Raw genomic sequence first — 17,764 nt, 5'->3', positions numbered from 1 at the left:
AATCGTTTAAATAATAAAATGATGTAAATATATCCTTATAATGGGAAAAGCGATTGTGAATGGAAACAATCGCTTTTTTTGTGAAAATATAATAAAATAGATAGGAAAGAATAAATACTTGTATGAAAAATGGGACGGCTTTTTCGTCTAGTAAAAGGAAAAAATGACAAAAAAAATTGGTGTCGGTCAGGCACATAGTAAGATTATTTTAATAGGGGAGCATGCGGTCGTTTATGGCTATCCTGCCATTTCCCTGCCTCTTTTAGAGGTGGAGGTGACTTGTAAGGTAGTTCCTGCAGTGAGTCCTTGGCGTCTCTATGAGGAGGATACCTTGTCCATGGCGGTTTATGCCTCACTGGAGTATTTGAATATCACAGAGGCCTGCATTCGTTGTGAGATTGACTCGGCTATCCCTGAGAAACGGGGGATGGGTTCGTCAGCGGCTATCAGCATAGCGGCCATTCGTGCGGTATTTGACTACTATCAGGCAGAACTACCTCATGATGTACTAGAAATCTTGGTCAATCGGGCTGAGATGATTGCCCATATGAATCCAAGTGGTTTGGATGCTAAGACCTGTCTCAGTGACCAGCCTATTCGCTTTATCAAGAACGTAGGATTTACAGAGCTTGAGATGGATTTATCCGCCTATTTGGTCATTGCAGATACGGGTGTTTATGGTCATACTCGTGAAGCCATCCAAGTGGTTCAAAACAAGGGGAAGGATGCCCTGCCGTTTTTGCATGCCTTGGGAGAATTGACCCAGCAGGCAGAAGATGCGATTAGACGAAAAGATGCTGAAGGACTGGGAAAAATCCTCAGTCAAGCGCATTTACATCTAAAAGAAATTGGTGTTAGTAGCCCTGAGGCGGATTCTCTAGTTGAAACGGCTCTTAGCCATGGTGCTCTGGGTGCCAAGATGAGCGGTGGTGGGCTAGGAGGCTGTATCATAGCTTTGGTAACCAATTTGACTCAAGCTCAAGAACTAGCAGAAAGATTAGAAGAGAAAGGAGCTGTTCAGACATGGATAGAGAGCCTGTAACAGTACGTTCCTACGCAAATATTGCTATTATCAAATATTGGGGAAAGAAAAAAGAAAAAGAGATGGTACCTGCTACTAGCAGTATTTCTCTGACTTTGGAAAATATGTACACGGAGACGACTTTGTCATCTCTACCGACGGATGCGACAGCTGATGCCTTTTACATCAATGGTCAGCTACAAAATGAGGTGGAGCATGCCAAGATGAGCAAGATTATTGACCGCTACCGTCCAGTTGGAGAAGGATTTGTCCGTATCGATACTCAAAACAATATGCCTACGGCAGCGGGTCTGTCCTCAAGTTCTAGTGGTTTGTCTGCCTTGGTCAAGGCTTGTAATGCTTATTTTCAGCTTGGATTGACTCGGAGCCAGTTGGCACAGGAGGCTAAGTTTGCCTCAGGATCTTCCTCTCGGAGTTTTTATGGACCACTCGGTGCTTGGGATAAGGATAGCGGGGAAATTTACCCTGTAGAGACAGACTTGAAGCTAGCTATGATTATGTTGGTGCTAGAGGACAAGAAAAAACCAATCTCTAGTCGTGATGGGATGAAACTTTGTGTGGAAACTTCGACGACCTTTGATGACTGGGTGCGTCAGTCTGAGAAGGATTATCAGGATATGCTGGTTTACCTTAAGGAAAATGACTTTGCCAAGGTTGGGGAATTAACGGAGAAAAATGCCCTTGCTATGCACGCTACGACCAAAACTGCGTCACCAGCCTTTTCTTATCTGACGGATGCAAGCTATGAAGCCATGGACTTTGTCCGCCAGCTTCGTGAGCAAGGAGAATCCTGCTACTTTACCATGGATGCTGGTCCCAATGTCAAGGTCCTCTGTCAGAAGAAAGACTTGGAGCATTTATCAGAAATCTTCGGTCAACGTTATCGCTTGATTGTGTCAAAAACAAAGGATTTGAGTCAAGATGATTGCTGTTAAAACTTGCGGAAAACTCTATTGGGCAGGTGAATATGCTATTTTAGAGCCAGGGCAGTTGGCCTTGATAAATGCCATTCCCATCTATATGAAGGGCGAGATTACTTTTTCTGATAGTTACCGTATCTACTCAGATATGTTTGATTTCGCAGTGGATTTGACGCCAAATCCTGACTATAGCTTGATTCAAGAAACAATTGCTTTAGTGCAAGATTTCCTCGTTTATCGTGAGCAAACCTTGCGACCTTTTTCTCTAGAAATTCGTGGGAAAATGGAACGAGAAGGGAAAAAGTTTGGTCTAGGTTCTAGCGGTAGCATCGTTGTCTTGGTTATCAAGGCTCTGCTTGCTCTATATGATCTTTCGGTTAATCAAGATCTCTTGTTTAAGCTGGCTAGTGCTGTCTTGCTCAAGCGAGGAGACAATGGTTCCATGGGCGACCTTGCCTGTATTGTAGCAGAGGATTTGGTTCTCTACCAGTCATTTAATCGCCAGAAGGTGGCTGCTTGGTTGGAAGAAGAAAACTTGACGACAGTTTTGGAGCGTGAGTGGGGCTTTTCCATCTTACAAGTGAAACCTGCCCTAGAATGTGATTTCCTAGTGGGATGGACCAAGGAAGTAGCTGTGTCTAGTAACATGGTTCAGCAAATCAAGCAAAATATCAATCAGAATTTTTTAAGTTCCTCAAAAGAAACGGTGGCTTCTTTGGTAGAAGCCTTGGAGCAAGGGAATGCAGAAAAAATCATTGAGCAGGTGGAAACAGCCAGTCAGCTTTTAGAAGGTTTGAGTACAGATATTTACACGCCTTCGCTTAGACAGTTGAAAGAAGCCAGTCAAGATTTGCAGGCTGTTGCTAAGAGTAGCGGCGCTGGTGGTGGTGATTGTGGTATTGCCTTGAGTTTTGATGAGCAATCAACTGAAACCCTAAAAAACCGTTGGGCCGATCTGGGGATTGAGCTTTTATACCAAGAAAGGATAGGACATGACGACAAATCGTAAGGATGAGCACATCCGCTATGCCCTTGAGCAGAAAAGTTCCTATAATAGCTTTGATGAGGTGGAGTTGATTCATTCTTCCTTGCCTCTTTACGACCTGGATGAAGTCAATCTGTCGACAGAGTTCGCTGGTCGAAAGTGGGCTTTTCCTTTTTATATCAATGCCATGACAGGTGGGAGTGAAAAAGGTAAAGAAATCAATCAAAAACTAGCTCAGGTGGCGGAAGCCTGTGGTATTTTATTTGTGACAGGCTCTTATAGTGCGGCTCTCAAAGATCCATCAGATGCCTCTTTTTCTGTCAAGTCTAGTCATCCAAATCTCCTTCTTGGAACCAATATTGGATTAGACAAGCCTGTCGAGTTAGGACTTCAGACGGTAGAAGAAATGAATCCTCTTCTCCTACAAGTGCATGTCAATGTCATGCAGGAATTACTCATGCCTGAGGGAGAAAGGAAGTTCAGAAGCTGGCAATCGAATCTAGCAGACTATAGCAAGCAAATCCCTGTTCCGATTGCCCTCAAGGAAGTGGGCTTTGGAATGGATGCCAAGACCATCGAAAGAGCCTATGAACTAGGCGTTCGAACTGTTGATCTATCAGGTCGTGGTGGCACCAGCTTTGCTTATATCGAAAACCGTCGCAGTGGTCAGCGTGATTATCTTAATCAATGGGGCCAGTCCACCATGCAGGCCCTTCTCAATGCCCAAGAATGGAAAGACAAGGTCGAACTCTTAGTTAGTGGAGGGGTTCGGAATCCGCTGGATATGATTAAGTGCTTGGTCTTTGGTGCTAAGGCTGTAGGACTGTCTCGAACAGTTCTAGAATTGGTTGAAAGCTACACAGTCGAAGAAGTGATTGGCATTGTCCAAGGCTGGAAAGCAGATCTACGCTTGATTATGTGTGCTCTTAATTGTGCCACCATAGCAGATCTGCAAAAAGTAGACTATCTTCTTTATGGAAAATTAAAAGAAGCAAAGGATCAGATGAAAAAGGCGTAACCACCGCCTTTTTTCCATCTTTAGACTGAGGTGACTTTTTTGAATTGTGATAAAATAGAAAGCAGAGGATGAACTTATGAGAAAATTTAAAATCTTTTTATTTATCGAAACCTGTCTTTTGACAGGAGCTCTGATTTTGATGGTTTCAGAGCATTTTTCGCGTTTTCTGCTGATTTTATTCCTCTTTTTGCTTTTGATTCGTTATTACACTGGTAAAGAGGGCAATAATCTTCTTTTAGTGGTGGCAACCATTCTTTTCTTTTTCATCGTCATGCTCAATCCTTTTGTGATTTTAGCTATTTTTGTTGCGGTCATCTACAGCCTCTTTCTTCTTTATCCGATGATGAACCAGGAAAAAGAGCAGACCAATTTGGTTTTTGAAGAGGTGGTAACGGTTAAGAAGGAGAAAAATCGTTGGTTTGGAAATCTCCATCATTTTTCAAGCTACCAGACTTGCCAGTTTGATGATATCAATCTCTTTCGCCTCATGGGCAAGGACACTATTCATCTGGAGAGGGTCATCCTAACCAATCATGACAATGTCATTATCCTCAGAAAGATGGTAGGAACGACCAAAATCATTGTACCTGTAGATGTGGAAGTCAGCCTTAGCGTTAACTGTCTCTATGGTGATTTGACTTTTTTCAACCAGCCCAAGCGAGCCCTCCGCAATGAACACTATCATCAAGAAACAAGAGACTATCTCAAGAGTAACAAGAGTGTCAAGATTTTCTTGACTACTATGATTGGGGATGTGGAGGTGGTCAGAGGATGAAAAAACAAGCTTATGTAATCATTGTCCTCACCTCCTTCCTGTTTGTCTTGTTTTTCTCCCACAGCTTGCTGGAAATCCTTGACTTTGACTGGTCTATCTTTCTGCACGATGTCGAAAAAACAGAAAAATTTATCTTTTTGTTGTTGGTATTCAGCATGTCCATGACCTGTCTCTTAGCCCTGTTTTGGAGAGGTATCGAAGAGCTTTCTCTAAGAAAAATGCAGACTAATCTCAAGCGTTTATTGGCAGGGCAAGAAGTGGTTCAGGTTGCAGATCCAGATTTGGATGCCAGTTTCAAGTCCTTGTCAGGTAAACTTAACCTTTTGACAGAGGCTCTTCAAAAAGCTGAAAATCATAGCCTTGCTCAGGAAGAGGAAATCATCGAGAAGGAACGGAAGCGAATTGCTCGGGATTTGCACGATACAGTCAGTCAGGAGTTGTTTGCGGCCCACATGATTTTATCGGGTATCAGTCAGCAGGCTTTGAAATTGGATAGAGAAAAGATGCAGCCCCAGTTGCAGAGTGTCACAGCTATTTTAGAAACAGCCCAGAAGGATTTGCGGGTCTTGCTCTTGCATTTGCGACCAGTTGAGCTGGAGCAGAAGAATCTGGTTGAGGGAATCCAAATCCTCTTAAAAGAGCTTGAGGACAAGAGTGATCTCAAGGTTGGTTTCAAGCATAATGTAACGAAATTGCCCAAGAAAATTGAGGAGCATATTTTCCGTATCCTGCAAGAGTTGATCAGCAATACCCTTCGCCATGCCCAGGCCTCTTGTTTAGATGTCTATCTCTATCAGACAGATGTTGAATTGCAACTGAAGGTGGTGGACAATGGAATTGGTTTTCAGTTAGGGAGTTTAGACGACTTGAGTTATGGACTGCGAAATATCAAGGAGCGGGTTGAAGATATGGCAGGGACGGTTCAGTTATTAACAGCTCCCAAGCAAGGGATGGCAATTGATATTCGTATTCCCCTGCTAGATAAGGAATGATAAAGGAGTAAAGATGAAAATTTTACTAGTAGATGACCATGAAATGGTCCGCTTGGGCTTGAAAAGCTACTTTGACCTCCAAGATGATGTAGAAGTTGTGGGCGAGGCGTCCAACGGGTCTCAAGGAATTGACTTGGCCTTGGAACTGCGTCCAGATGTCATTGTCATGGATATTGTCATGCCTGAGATGAATGGAATTGACGCGACCTTGGCTATCCTCAAAGAATGGCCTGAAGCCAAGATTTTGATTGTGACTTCTTACTTGGACAATGAAAAAATCATGCCTGTCTTAAATGCAGGTGCTAGGGGCTATATGCTCAAGACTTCTAGTGCTGACGAACTTCTCCATGCCGTCCGTAAGGTGGCTGCTGGTGAGCTGGCCATTGAGCAAGAGGTCAGCAAGAAGGTTGAATACCACCGCAATCACATGGAACTACATGAGGATTTGACTGCGCGTGAGCGAGATGTTCTCCAACTGATTGCCAAGGGCTACGAAAATCAGCGTATCGCAGACGAACTTTTTATCTCTCTCAAGACGGTCAAGACCCATGTGTCCAATATCCTTGCCAAACTTGAAGTCAGTGATCGTACCCAGGCGGCAGTCTATGCCTTTCAGCATCGTTTGGTAGGGCGTGAGGAGTTTTAGTAGTTATATAAAATAATATCGGAGAAATGACTTAATTTAGTATCAAAGAAGCGAGCAAGTACCTCTAGCATCATTGAAAAGCGCAGTCATTACTTGAAAAAAGTCGTCCATTTATGTTATAATAGACTGTATTTAAAAAATTTTAAGGAGAAATGACAGAATGTCTGTATCATTTGAAAACAAAGAAACAAACCGTGGTGTCTTGACTTTCACTATCTCTCAAGACCAAATTAAACCAGAATTGGATCGTGTCTTCAACTCAGTGAAGAAATCTCTTAATGTTCCAGGTTTCCGTAAAGGTCACCTTCCACGTTCTATCTTCGACAAAAAATTTGGTGAAGAATCACTTTATCAAGACGTTATGAACGCTCTTTTGCCAAACGCTTATGAAGCAGCTGTAAAAGCAGCTGGTCTTGAAGTCGTTGCACAACCAAAAATTGACGTAACTTCAATGGAAAAAGGTCAAGACTGGGTTATCACTGCTGAAGTTGTTACAAAACCTGAAGTAAAATTGGGTGACTACAAAAACCTTGAAGTATCAGTTGATGTAGAAAAAGAAGTAACTGATGCTGACGTTGAAGAGCGTATCGAACGCGAACGCAACAACTTGGCTGAATTGGTTATCAAAGAAGCTGCTGCTGAAAACGGTGACACTGTTGTCATCGACTTCGTTGGTTCTATCGACGGTGTTGAATTTGATGGTGGAAAAGGTGAAAACTTCTCACTTGGACTTGGTTCAGGTCAATTCATCCCTGGCTTTGAAGACCAATTGGTAGGTCACTCAGCTGGCGAAACTGTTGATGTTATCGTAACATTCCCAGAAGACTATCAAGCAGAAGACCTTGCAGGTAAAGAAGCTAAATTCGTGACAACTATCCACGAAGTTAAAGCTAAAGAAGTTCCAGCTCTTGATGATGAACTTGCAAAAGACATCGACGAAGAAGTTGAAACACTTGCTGAATTGAAAGAAAAATACCGCAACGAATTGGCTGCTGCTAAAGAAGAAGCTTACAAAGATGCAGTTGAAGGTGCAGCAATTGATAAAGCTGTAGAAAACGCTGAAATCGTAGAACTTCCAGAAGAAATGATTCACGAAGAAGTTCACCGCTCAGTAAACGAATTCCTTGGGAACTTGCAACGTCAAGGTATCAACCCTGACATGTACTTCCAAATCACTGGAACTACTCAAGAAGACCTTCACAACCAATACCAAGCAGAAGCTGAGTCACGTACTAGAACTAACCTTGTTATCGAAGCAGTTGCCAAAGCTGAAGGATTTGACGCTTCAGAAGAAGAAATCCAAAAAGAAATCGAGCAATTGGCAGCAGACTACAACATGGAAGTTGCTCAAGTACAAAGCTTGCTTTCAGCTGATATGTTGAAACACGATATCACAATCAAAAAAGCTGTTGAGTTGATCACAAGCACAGCAACAGTAAAATAATCTTAATAAACAAAAAGCCCACCTGAATTGGTGGGTTTTCTTATACACTATTTTCCAAAAATCTCTTTGAGGTCTGCGTCTGTAATCCCAATCATGGCTGGGATGCTGTCCCAGTTTTCTTCGGTTAGGATGTAGGATTGTTCAGAGATACTTGATGTTACTGTTTCAGAGACCGCTTGTTGCTTTTCTTCAACATTCTCCAATAAATCACTGAAGCGTTCAATCAGATAGGTTTTTCGGGCAGTTCCGATATGTTGAGTAGCATAATCGAAGGCCTGTAATTCTCCTAGTAAGATAAGCTTGCTTTTGGCGCGAGTAATGGCTGTGTAGATGAGATTGCGCTCCAGCATACGCCTACTAGCACTAGTGATAGGCAGGATGACAACAGGGAACTCACTTCCCTGTGACTTATGGATACTCATAGCATAGGCCAGGCGAATCTTGTACCATTCGTTACGTGGGTAAGAGACCTCGTTGCCATCAAAATCAATGACAATCTCATCTTGTTTCGACTCGGTGTATTTGCCAGGAATCAGGTCTGTGATGACTCCTAAATCTCCATTAAAGACATTGATTTCAGCATCGTTGACCAAGTGAATGACCTTGTCGCCCTTACGATAGTGACACTGGGGAGCTTCAAAACTGAGTTGGTCTTTTTGTGGTGGATTCAGGAGGTCTTGCATGAGCTGGTTGATGGCATCAATCCCTGCCGTCCCTCGGTACATGGGAGCTAGAACCTGAATATCACGAGCAGGGATACCACTTCTGAGGGCAGCGCCTAAGATTTTCTCAATAGTAGCAGGAATATGGCCACTAGCAATTTCAAAGTAGGAACGGTCTGCTTTTTTCTGGGTGAAATCAGCTGGCAAGATGCCCTGTCGAATCTGACTTGCTAAGGTTACTATGGTTGATTCTTCGCTTTGTCGATAAATTTTTTCCAAACGAGTCTGAGGAATCAAGGGAATATGGAGTAGATCCGCTAGAACCTGTCCAGGGCTGACAGACGGTAGCTGGTCGCTGTCACCCACGATGAGGATTTTACTGTTAGAAGAGATGTTGGAGAAGAGTTGATTGGCCAGCCAAGTATCCACCATGGAGAATTCATCTACGATGATAAAGTCGGCATCCAGATAATCTTCCAGATGACTGGTATCATCGTCACCTGTCATTCCTAAATGACGGTGTATGGTCGCGCTAGGCAAGCCTGTCAATTCATTCATACGTCGAGCGGCTCGTCCAGTTGGAGCAGCAAGAAGAATCGGCAGATTGCTTTTTTTCCTGAGGTTAAGTCCTTCTAAGAGGGCATAAACAGCGATAATCCCATTGATCACAGTTGTCTTACCAGTACCAGGTCCACCTGTTAGGATAAAGACCTTGTTCTGGATAGCATCACAGATAGCTTGTTTTTGAATGCTATCATACTCAATCCCCAGCTCTTCCTCGACAGTAGCGATATGTTTTTGAATGGTTTCTAAATCATGACTCTTCTGTTTTCCTTTTTCAAGAATACGAACCAAGTGACTGCGGATGCCTTCCTCAGCGAAAAAGAGGCTGTTGTCAAAAATCTTGGTATCAATCTGCTGGACCTTGTCTTCTTCAATCAGGTAGGAGAGTTCTTGGGCCACTTGGCTGGGATCCAGTTCCACTGGGCGAGAAGATTCAAGGAGAGTAAGGGTTTGTTCTAGCAAATCCCGAGCTTCAACATAGGTGTCCCCTGTTTCCATACAGGCCTGAAAAAGACTGTGAACTAGACCGGCGTGGAAGCGTTCAGGAGCCTGACTTTCGATGCCTAGCTCCTCCGCTAATTGGTCAGCAATAGTAAAGCCCAAACCCTTGATATCTTCAACCAGTTGGTAGGGATAATTTTCAACCACATCAAGGGTTTCTTCCTTGTAAAAGTCTTGAATCTGAAAGGCTAGTTTGTTGGGAATGCCGTAGTTGGCTAGTTTAGCCAAAACCATCTCCGTTCCGTAGTTGAGACGAAGAGTGGAGACGAAAGCCTCGCGATTTTTGGCAGAGAGTCCTGAGATACTTTCTAGCTTTTCTGGGTGTTGCAAAATTTCGTCAATGGTATTGTCGCCATAGGTATCCACAATTTTCTGAGCTGTCTTGAGACCAATTCCCTTGAAATGGCTACTTGAAAAGTACTTGACCAAGCCCTTGCTAGTTGGTTTTGCGCGTTCATATCGGCTGATTTGCAGTTGTTCCCCATACTTGGAGTGCTGGACAATTTGCCCCCAAAAAGTATAGTCTTCTCCCTCAATCACGTCAGCCATGGTGCCGGTGACAATAATTTCAAAATCATCAAAATCTTCTGCGTCCGTATCTTCGATTTCTAGGAGGAGGATGCGATAAAAATTGCTGGGATTCTCAAAAATAATCCGTTCAATGGTTCCTGAAAAATAAACTTCCATAAAATTCCTTTGCATGAATAGGTGAGAGTTGGGATTGTTTTTATTTTATACTCAATGAAAATCAAAGAGCAAACCAGAAAGCTAGCCGCAGGTTGCTCAAAACAGTGTTTTGAGGTTGCAGATGGAAGCTGACGTGTTTTGAAGAGTATTAGTCAATAAACAATCACTTCTCACGATAGAAGAAGAGGCTGAGATTCTTGATTCTCGGCCTCTTAGGTCTCTTAAAATGTTCCGATACGGGTGATTGGCCAGAAGCGGAATTTAGCTTCCCCTGTAATATCTTTTGCTTTAAAGGTACCTACGTGGCGGCTGTCGCTAGAAACCAAGCGGTCATCTCCGAGGAGAAGGTATTCTCCTTCTGGAACAGTGAAGCTAAAGTTGGTATTGTAGTTGACATCGACTGTGAAGGCTTGGGCTTTTTGAGCGATACTTCTAAAGAAAGTTCCTTTATTTCCTTCAAAGCCCTTGCCTGAGTAGGTGCTTTGGAGTTTATCATCCTTGAAACGTTTGATGTAGTCAGCTAGGTAAGGTTCGTCCGTTTCTTTATCATTGATGTAAAGTTTATCGTTCTCGTAACGGATAGTATCGCCAGGCATTCCAATTACGCGCTTGACGATGTCCTTATTGCCATCTTCCTCATGGGCAACCACGATATCAAAACGGTCAATAGGGAGGTGTTTGACAACAAAGAGGATTTCGCCATCCGCTAGGGTTGGATCCATGGAATGCCCTTCTACGCGGACATTGCTCCAAAAAAAGATACGACTTAAAGCTAGTAATGACAGAATCAGGAGGAACAATCCCCACTCTTTTAGGAAATTTTTAAATGAATTCATAACTTACCTTTCTAAGCGTTTTTTCGCTTTTTCAGTATTTTTAAAGTGCAGTTTGGCGCAGAAATTTAGTCCCTGCATACCATAGGCTTGTAAAATCTGGCTAGCCACCTTGTCAGAAGCCGTTCCAGCTCCACTTGGAAGTTGATAGCCCAGTTCTCGTCCCAGATTTTCAAGATTTTCTAGAAAGAGATCACGCGCAATGATAGAAGAAACTGCGACGGCCAAGTATTTGCCCTCGGCCTTTTCTTCTAGGCTAATAGGATTGCTGAAACGATTGGCCTCTTGCGCCAAGTACTTGTCATAATTTTTAGCACTGGTAAAGGCGTCAATCACAATTTTCTCGGGCTGGATGCCTTTTTGAAGGAGGAGATAGATAGCCTGATTATGGAGGGCAACCTTAACCGAAACAGCATTGTAGCGGTCTCCGATGACCTCGTTGTACTTGCTTGGTGAGAGAAGCAGTGCCTGGTGCTGGATTTTTTCTTTGAGGATAGGGGCAATCTGACGGATTTTTAGGTCGGTCAGAGTCTTGGAATCCCCTACACCGAGTTTTCGCAAGAAGGTATGCTGGTCAGGTGTGACAAAGGAAGCCACAACTGCAAGTCCACCAAAGTAGGAACCATTTCCTACCTCATCTGTCCCAATCAAAGGGAGATTTTGTCCGCTGGTTTGCTCTACAGCTTGATAGCCAAAGAAACGAGCGTATTTCTCAGCCCCTTCACCCTGAAGTAAGACCTTTCCAGAAGTATAGATAGAAACCGTTGCTTGGGGTAGCCTCAAAAAGTAGCGGATATAGGGATTCTTGCTGGGAGCCAGACTGGTTTGATAGTGTTCAAGAAAAGCCTGAATCTCCTTTTCACTTGGTGTGAGTGTTATACTTGCCATAGTTTCTATTGTACCATAAAAGCAGGCAAATTTGTAAAAACTGACAAAATTAGCGAATTTTGGTATAATATCGTGAGGTGAATTTTATGGCAAATCTAAATCGATTCAAATTTACATTCGGGAAAAAATCATTAACTTTGACAAGCGAGCATGATAACCTTTTTATGGAGGAAATCGCCAAGGTTGCGACAGAAAAATACCAAGCAATTAAAGAACAAATGCCTAGTGCAGACGATGAAACAATCGCTCTTTTGTTGGCAGTCAACTGTTTATCAACTCAGCTCAGCCGTGAGATTGAATTTGATGATAAGGAGCAAGAATTAGAAGAACTCCGTCACAAGCTTGTGACTTGCAAGCAAGAACAGAGCAAGATTGAGGATTCCTTATGATTTCACTCCTTCTTCTATTGGTCTTGGCTTGGGGATTTTATATTGGCTATCGGAGAGGTCTGCTCTTGCAGGTTTATTACCTGATTTCAGCCATGGCATCGGCTTTTATGGCTGGCCAGTTTTACAAGGGACTTGGAGAGCAGTTCCATTTATTGCTCCCTTATGCAAATCCGCAGGAAGGTCAGGGGACTTTCTTTTTCCCATCGGATCAACTCTTTCAGTTGGATAAGGTATTTTACGCAGGGATCGGCTACTTGCTTGTATTTGGGATAGTCTATAGCATCGGTCGTTTGCTTGGTCTCCTTTTACACTTACTTCCTAGTAAAAAACTGGGTGGTAAGTTGTTCCAAGTTTCAGCAGGGATCTTGTCCATGTTGGTGACCTTATTTGTCTTGCAAATGGCCTTGACCATACTAGCAACCATTCCCATGGCAGCTGTACAAAATCCTCTTGAAAAGAGTATCGTCGCAAAACATATCATCCAGAGCATACCAGTAACAACTAGTTGGCTCAAACAAATCTGGGTGACAAATTTAATCGGATAAAAAGGGCAGGAGTTTTCCTAGCCCTTTGTTTACAGATTGACTCGAATCTACCAGAATGTAAAAAGCTATCCCACCTAGACATTCAAAGACAAGGAAATAACGATGAACAAGAAAATATTAGAAACATTAGAGTTCAATAAGGTCAAGGCCTTGTTTGAACCCCATTTGTTGACCGAGCAGGGCTTGGAGCAATTGAGACAGCTGGCTCCGACTGCCAAAGCAGATAAAATCAAACAGGCTTTTGCTGAGATGAAGGAAATGCAGGCTCTCTTTGTCGAGCAACCGCATTTTACCATTCTCGCAACTAAGGAAATTGCAGGAGTCTGCAAGCGGTTGGAGATGGGAGCAGACCTCAATATTGAGGAGTTCCTACTCTTGAAGCGCGTGCTTCTTTCTAGCCGAGAGCTTCAAGGTTTTTATGCTAATCTGGAAAATGTCAGTTTGGAAGAATTAGCCCTTTGGTTTGAGAAACTACACGATTTTCCGCAATTACAAGGAAATCTCCAAGCCTTTAATGATGCAGGTTTCATTGAAAATTTTGCCAGTGAAGAATTGGCGCGCATCCGTCGAAAAATCCATGACAGCGAGAGTCAGGTCCGCGATGTCTTGCAAGATTTGCTCAAACAAAAAGCGCAGATGTTGACAGAAGGAATCGTTGCTAGCAGAAATGGTCGTCAGGTTTTACCAGTCAAAAATACCTACCGCAATAAGATTGCAGGTGTCGTTCATGATATTTCTGCTAGTGGAAACACCGTCTATATCGAACCCCGTGAGGTGGTCAAACTGAGCGAAGAAATTGCTAGTTTACGAGCAGATGAGCGTTATGAAATGCTTCGCATTCTCCAAGAAATCTCTGAGCGTGTTCGCCCTCATGCGGCTGAGATTGCTAATGATGCTTGGATTATCGGTCATCTGGACTTGATTCGTGCCAAGGTCCGCTTTATCCAAGAAAGGCAAGCAGTCGTTCCTCAGCTGTCAGAAAATCAGGAAATTCAATTGCTCCATGTCTGCCATCCTTTGGTCAAAAATGCCGTCGCAAATGATGTCCATTTTGGTCAAGATTTAACAGCCATTGTTATTACAGGTCCCAATACAGGTGGGAAGACCATCATGCTTAAAACTCTGGGCTTGACGCAGGTTATGGCTCAGTCTGGTTTGCCGATTTTAGCAGATAAGGGAAGTCGTGTTGGTATTTTTGAAGAAATTTTTGCTGATATTGGCGATGAGCAGTCTATTGAGCAGAGCTTGTCTACCTTCTCTAGCCACATGACCAATATTGTGGATATTCTTGGCAAGGTCAATCAACATTCACTCTTACTCTTGGATGAGTTGGGGGCTGGTACGGATCCTCAAGAAGGAGCTGCCCTTGCTATGGCTATTCTGGAGGACCTTCGCCTGCGTCAAGTTAAGACTATGGCGACCACCCACTATCCAGAACTCAAGGCCTATGGTATTGAGACAGCTTTTGTCCAAAATGCCAGCATGGAGTTTGATACTGCGACTCTTCGCCCGACCTATCGCTTTATGCAGGGAGTGCCTGGTCGAAGTAATGCCTTTGAAATTGCCAAACGTCTAGGCCTATCTGAAGTCATCGTGGGGGATGCCAGCCAGCAGGTCGATCAGGACAATGATGTTAACCGTATCATTGAGCAACTGGAAGAGCAGACGCTAGAGAGTCGCAAACGCTTGGATAATATCCGTGAGGTGGAGCAAGAAAATCTCAAGATGAACCGTGCTCTCAAAAAACTCTACAACGAGCTCAATCGTGAAAAGGAAACCGAGCTCAACAAGGCGCGTGAACAGGCTGCTGAGATTGTGGACATGGCTCTAAGTGAGAGTGACCAGATTCTCAAAAATCTCCACAGCAAATCTCAACTCAAACCCCACGAAATCATTGAAGCCAAGGCTAAATTGAAAAAATTGGCTCCTGAAAAAGTGGACTTGTCTAAAAACAAGGTCCTTCAAAAGGCCAAGAAAAAACGAGCTCCGAAGGTGGGAGATGACATCGTGGTTCTCAGTTATGGACAGCGTGGTACCTTGACCAGTCAACTCAAGGACGGCCGCTGGGAAGCCCAAGTCGGTTTGATTAAGATGACTTTGGAAGAGAAAGAATTTGACCTCGTTCAAGTCCAGCAAGAAAAACCAGTCAAGAAGAAACAAGTCAATGTGGTGAAACGAACTTCTGGTCGAGGACCTCAAGCTAGACTGGATCTTCGAGGCAAGCGCTATGAAGAAGCCATGAATGAGCTAGATGCCTTTATAGACCAAGCCTTGCTTAATAATATGGCTCAAGTTGATATCATCCATGGTATCGGAACAGGTGTCATCCGTGAAGGAGTTACCAAATATCTACAAAGAAACAAGCATGTCAAGAGTTTCGGTTATGCCCCACAAAATGCTGGAGGCAGTGGCGCGACTATTGTGACTTTTAAAGGATAGCAGTATTCTGGACTTTATAAAGTAAAAACTGTTGAACTAATTTTTACTAATAAACACATTGACAAAAGCCAACATTTTTTGTAAAATAAGAATCAATTAAATACCAACACCGAATGAAGTTTAATAGAAGTGGGGAATTGTTTGATTTTCCATGACTGTAAATGGACGGAACTCTGGAGAGACCGTAAAGGCACCGAAGGGGCAAGGCAGGCAACTGCTCAAACTCTCAGGTAAAAGGACAGAGCTAGGATAGACCGCTTTTTAGCATTTATCTAAGCATTCCAGAGTACATGTATCTTGCATGTGCTCTTTCTTTTGGGGTTGAAAAGATAGGAGAAGGAAATGTTAGAATTGCTTAAATCAATCGATGCTTTTGCTTGGGGCCCACCCCTTTTGATTTTATTGGTCGGAACAGGGATTTACCTAACTGCCCGTCTAGGCCTCTTGCAGGTTTTGCGTCTGCCCAAGGCCTTCCAGCTTATTTTTACTAAGGACAAGGGGCATGGCGATGTATCCAGTTTTGCGGCCTTGTGTACAGCCCTCGCAGCTACAGTTGGTACGGGAAATATTATCGGGGTGGCGACGGCTATCAAGGTCGGTGGCCCAGGAGCCCTCTTTTGGATGTGGATGGCTGCTTTCTTTGGGATGGCTACTAAGTATTCGGAAGGACTACTAGCTATTAAATACCGCACAAAGGACGACCATGGTGCAGTGGCGGGAGGTCCCATGCACTATATCCTTCTAGGGATGGGAGAAAAGTGGCGTCCCCTTGCTATCTTCTTTGCTCTGGCAGGTGTGTTAGTAGCTTTATTAGGAATCGGGACCTTTACCCAAGTCAACTCGATTACAGAATCTATCCAAAATACAACGGCTATTTCGCCAGCCATCACCGCTCTCGTTTTGTCTGTCTTTGTAGCGATTGCTGTCTTTGGTGGACTCAAGTCCATTTCAAAGGTTTCAACTACCGTTGTTCCTTTTATGGCTATCATTTATATTTTGGGAACTCTTACAGTTATTTTCTTTAATATCGAAAAAATCCCTGCCACAATCGCTTTAATCTTGACATCAGCATTTAGTCCTGTTGCTGCGGTAGGTGGATTTGCCGGTGCTACCATTCGAATGGCTATTCAAAATGGTGTGGCGCGTGGTGTGTTTTCAAATGAGTCTGGTCTAGGTTCAGCTCCTATTGCAGCTGCTGCGGCTAAGACAAATGAACCAGTAGAGCAAGGTTTGATTTCCATGACAGGAACCTTTATTGATACACTCATTATCTGTACTCTGACTGGTTTGACCATCTTGGTAACTGGTGTTTGGAGTGGCGACTTAAATGGGGTTGCCTTGACTCAGTCTGCTTTCTCAACAGTCTTTTCACACTTTGGACCTGCCCTTTTGACCATCTTCCTTGTGCTCTTTGCCTTTACGACGATTCTAGGTTGGAACTACTATGGAGAACGCTGTTTTGAGTTTCTCTTTGGGGTTCGCTTTATCTGGCTCTACCGTGTGGTTTTTGTGCTCATGGTCTTGTTGGGAGGATTTATCGAGTTGGATATGGTTTGGATTATCGCAGATATTGTCAATGCCTTGATGGCTCTGCCAAACTTGATTGCCCTCTTAGTCTTGTCACCAGTCGTTATTGCTGAAACTAAAAAGTATTTTGATAAATAATGAAATCACACAGCTCGTGTGATTTTTTTCATTCATAAAAAATTTCTATCGGTGTAATTTAAAATATATATTATACACGGTATAGAATCTGTGATAGACTAGATTTCAACAACATGAAAAGAGGTTTTATGATGACAACATTTACAATCCATACAGTCGAATCAGCACCAGCAGAAGTGAAAGAAGTTCTTGAAACAGTAGAAAAAGATAACAATGGCTATATTCCTAACCTAATTGGTCTCTTGGCTAATGCACCGACTGCTTTAGAGGCTTACCGTACTGTCGGAGCTATCAACCGTCGCAACAGCTTGACACCCGTTGAGCGTGAAGTGGTGCAAATCACAGCAGCCGTAACCAATGGTTGTGCCTTCTGCGTCGCAGGTCACACAGCCTTTTCCATCAAACAAATCCAGATGAATGATGACCTTTTGCAAGCCCTCCGCAATCGTACTCCAATTGAAACAGATCCTAAATTGGACACCCTAGCTAAGTTTACCTTGGCGGTTATCAATACCAAGGGTCGTGTAGGAGATGAAGCCTTATCTGAATTTTTAGAAGCTGGCTACACCCAACAAAATGCCTTGGATGTGGTTCTTGGTGTCAGCCTAGCAAGCCTTTGTAACTATGCCAACAACCTAGCTAATACCCCAATTAATCCAGAATTGCAACCTTATGCTTAATTCATATCTGAGTAAAATGAAGTCTGAAATAATCGGACTTCGTTTTTTTATCCCCTCATTTAAGCACTTTTATGCTATACTGAAACTGA

16 protein-coding genes and 1 riboswitch are annotated in these 17,764 nt (G+C 43.2%); of the genes, 13 read left to right on the top strand and 3 right to left on the bottom strand.

Features of this window, described 5'->3' with window-relative positions:
* Positions 1–163: 163 nt before the first annotated feature.
* From mvk to tig, 8 genes are all read left to right on the top strand, one after another.
* Positions 164–1,042 (top strand): mevalonate kinase, encoded by an 879-nt coding sequence (mvk, locus tag AC6I9F_RS08350; protein WP_368081790.1) that lies wholly within the window; start codon positions 164–166, stop codon positions 1,040–1,042.
* Positions 1,024–1,977, top strand: coding sequence for a diphosphomevalonate decarboxylase (mvaD, locus tag AC6I9F_RS08345; RefSeq protein ID WP_368081791.1), 954 nt, complete (start codon positions 1,024–1,026; stop codon positions 1,975–1,977). The genes mvk and mvaD overlap by 19 nt, the downstream gene beginning before the upstream one ends.
* Complete coding sequence (locus AC6I9F_RS08340; protein ID WP_498021645.1) at positions 1,964–2,971, top strand: phosphomevalonate kinase; 1,008 nt, start codon at positions 1,964–1,966, stop codon at positions 2,969–2,971. The genes mvaD and AC6I9F_RS08340 overlap by 14 nt, the downstream gene beginning before the upstream one ends.
* The gene (gene fni / locus AC6I9F_RS08335) at positions 2,955–3,965 is read left to right on the top strand and encodes a type 2 isopentenyl-diphosphate Delta-isomerase (RefSeq protein WP_050141812.1); all 1,011 of its coding nucleotides are present in this window, start codon (positions 2,955–2,957) and stop codon (positions 3,963–3,965) included. The genes AC6I9F_RS08340 and fni overlap by 17 nt, the downstream gene beginning before the upstream one ends.
* Positions 3,966–4,041: 76 nt before the next feature.
* Positions 4,042–4,740, top strand: a complete 699-nt coding sequence (gene liaF, locus AC6I9F_RS08330) for a cell wall-active antibiotics response protein LiaF (protein ID WP_084929911.1) — start codon at positions 4,042–4,044, stop codon at positions 4,738–4,740.
* Complete coding sequence (locus tag AC6I9F_RS08325; protein WP_262079533.1) at positions 4,737–5,732, top strand: envelope stress sensor histidine kinase LiaS; 996 nt, start codon at positions 4,737–4,739, stop codon at positions 5,730–5,732. Before liaF ends, AC6I9F_RS08325 begins: the two co-directional genes overlap by 4 nt.
* A 13-nt stretch (positions 5,733–5,745) precedes the next feature.
* Entirely contained in the window at positions 5,746–6,378 is a 633-nt protein-coding gene (locus AC6I9F_RS08320) for a response regulator transcription factor (RefSeq protein WP_112444370.1), read from the top strand.
* A 160-nt stretch (positions 6,379–6,538) separates the two neighbouring features.
* Entirely contained in the window at positions 6,539–7,822 is a 1,284-nt protein-coding gene (gene tig / locus AC6I9F_RS08315; RefSeq protein WP_498021641.1) for a trigger factor, read from the top strand.
* A 47-nt stretch (positions 7,823–7,869) separates the two neighbouring features.
* Here the strand turns inward: tig and recD2 are convergent, their stop codons facing one another.
* From recD2 to rnhC, 3 genes are all read right to left on the bottom strand, one after another.
* Positions 7,870–10,236, bottom strand: coding sequence for an SF1B family DNA helicase RecD2 (gene recD2 / locus AC6I9F_RS08310; protein ID WP_498021639.1), 2,367 nt, complete (start codon positions 10,234–10,236; stop codon positions 7,870–7,872).
* 221 nt (positions 10,237–10,457) lie between these two features.
* Entirely contained in the window at positions 10,458–11,072 is a 615-nt protein-coding gene (gene lepB, locus AC6I9F_RS08305) for a signal peptidase I (protein ID WP_001083986.1), read from the bottom strand.
* 3 nt (positions 11,073–11,075) lie between these two features.
* The gene (gene rnhC / locus AC6I9F_RS08300) at positions 11,076–11,957 is read right to left on the bottom strand and encodes a ribonuclease HIII (protein WP_173217963.1); all 882 of its coding nucleotides are present in this window, start codon (positions 11,955–11,957) and stop codon (positions 11,076–11,078) included.
* Between the two features lie 86 nt (positions 11,958–12,043).
* Between rnhC and zapA the strand changes: the two genes are divergently transcribed.
* From zapA to AC6I9F_RS08275, 5 genes are all read left to right on the top strand, one after another.
* Entirely contained in the window at positions 12,044–12,346 is a 303-nt protein-coding gene (gene zapA / locus AC6I9F_RS08295; RefSeq protein ID WP_000002019.1) for a cell division protein ZapA, read from the top strand.
* Positions 12,343–12,891, top strand: a complete 549-nt coding sequence (locus tag AC6I9F_RS08290) for a CvpA family protein (RefSeq protein ID WP_368079968.1) — start codon at positions 12,343–12,345, stop codon at positions 12,889–12,891. Before zapA ends, AC6I9F_RS08290 begins: the two co-directional genes overlap by 4 nt.
* A gap of 102 nt (positions 12,892–12,993) precedes the next feature.
* Positions 12,994–15,330 (top strand): endonuclease MutS2, encoded by a 2,337-nt coding sequence (locus tag AC6I9F_RS08285; RefSeq protein ID WP_498021625.1) that lies wholly within the window; start codon positions 12,994–12,996, stop codon positions 15,328–15,330.
* Positions 15,331–15,493: 163 nt separating this feature from the next.
* A riboswitch (glycine riboswitch) is annotated at positions 15,494–15,582 on the top strand.
* Positions 15,583–15,672: 90 nt separating this feature from the next.
* Entirely contained in the window at positions 15,673–16,995 is a 1,323-nt protein-coding gene (locus AC6I9F_RS08280; RefSeq protein WP_498021623.1) for an alanine/glycine:cation symporter family protein, read from the top strand.
* A 131-nt stretch (positions 16,996–17,126) separates the two neighbouring features.
* Complete coding sequence (locus AC6I9F_RS08275; protein WP_004256949.1) at positions 17,127–17,675, top strand: carboxymuconolactone decarboxylase family protein; 549 nt, start codon at positions 17,127–17,129, stop codon at positions 17,673–17,675.
* Positions 17,676–17,764: the final 89 nt, after the last annotated feature.

This window comes from Streptococcus nakanonensis, from assembly GCF_059738785.1.
Note: the sequence above shows the minus strand (reverse complement) of the source record. Positions and strands in the feature narration are given on the sequence as shown.

Bases quoted from the DNA above. Each gene is read 5' to 3' on its own strand.
- mvk (WP_368081790.1), top strand. From the start codon at position 164: ATGACAAAAAAAATTGGTGTCGGTCAGGCACATAGTAAGATTATTTTA.
- mvaD (WP_368081791.1), top strand. From the start codon at position 1,024: ATGGATAGAGAGCCTGTAACAGTACGTTCCTACGCAAATATTGCTATT.
- AC6I9F_RS08340 (WP_498021645.1), top strand. From the start codon at position 1,964: ATGATTGCTGTTAAAACTTGCGGAAAACTCTATTGGGCAGGTGAATAT.
- fni (WP_050141812.1), top strand. From the start codon at position 2,955: ATGACGACAAATCGTAAGGATGAGCACATCCGCTATGCCCTTGAGCAG.
- liaF (WP_084929911.1), top strand. From the start codon at position 4,042: ATGAGAAAATTTAAAATCTTTTTATTTATCGAAACCTGTCTTTTGACA.
- AC6I9F_RS08325 (WP_262079533.1), top strand. From the start codon at position 4,737: ATGAAAAAACAAGCTTATGTAATCATTGTCCTCACCTCCTTCCTGTTT.
- AC6I9F_RS08320 (WP_112444370.1), top strand. From the start codon at position 5,746: ATGAAAATTTTACTAGTAGATGACCATGAAATGGTCCGCTTGGGCTTG.
- tig (WP_498021641.1), top strand. From the start codon at position 6,539: ATGTCTGTATCATTTGAAAACAAAGAAACAAACCGTGGTGTCTTGACT.
- recD2 (WP_498021639.1), bottom strand. From the start codon at position 10,236: ATGGAAGTTTATTTTTCAGGAACCATTGAACGGATTATTTTTGAGAAT.
- lepB (WP_001083986.1), bottom strand. From the start codon at position 11,072: ATGAATTCATTTAAAAATTTCCTAAAAGAGTGGGGATTGTTCCTCCTG.
- rnhC (WP_173217963.1), bottom strand. From the start codon at position 11,957: ATGGCAAGTATAACACTCACACCAAGTGAAAAGGAGATTCAGGCTTTT.
- zapA (WP_000002019.1), top strand. From the start codon at position 12,044: ATGGCAAATCTAAATCGATTCAAATTTACATTCGGGAAAAAATCATTA.
- AC6I9F_RS08290 (WP_368079968.1), top strand. From the start codon at position 12,343: ATGATTTCACTCCTTCTTCTATTGGTCTTGGCTTGGGGATTTTATATT.
- AC6I9F_RS08285 (WP_498021625.1), top strand. From the start codon at position 12,994: ATGAACAAGAAAATATTAGAAACATTAGAGTTCAATAAGGTCAAGGCC.
- AC6I9F_RS08280 (WP_498021623.1), top strand. From the start codon at position 15,673: ATGTTAGAATTGCTTAAATCAATCGATGCTTTTGCTTGGGGCCCACCC.
- AC6I9F_RS08275 (WP_004256949.1), top strand. From the start codon at position 17,127: ATGACAACATTTACAATCCATACAGTCGAATCAGCACCAGCAGAAGTG.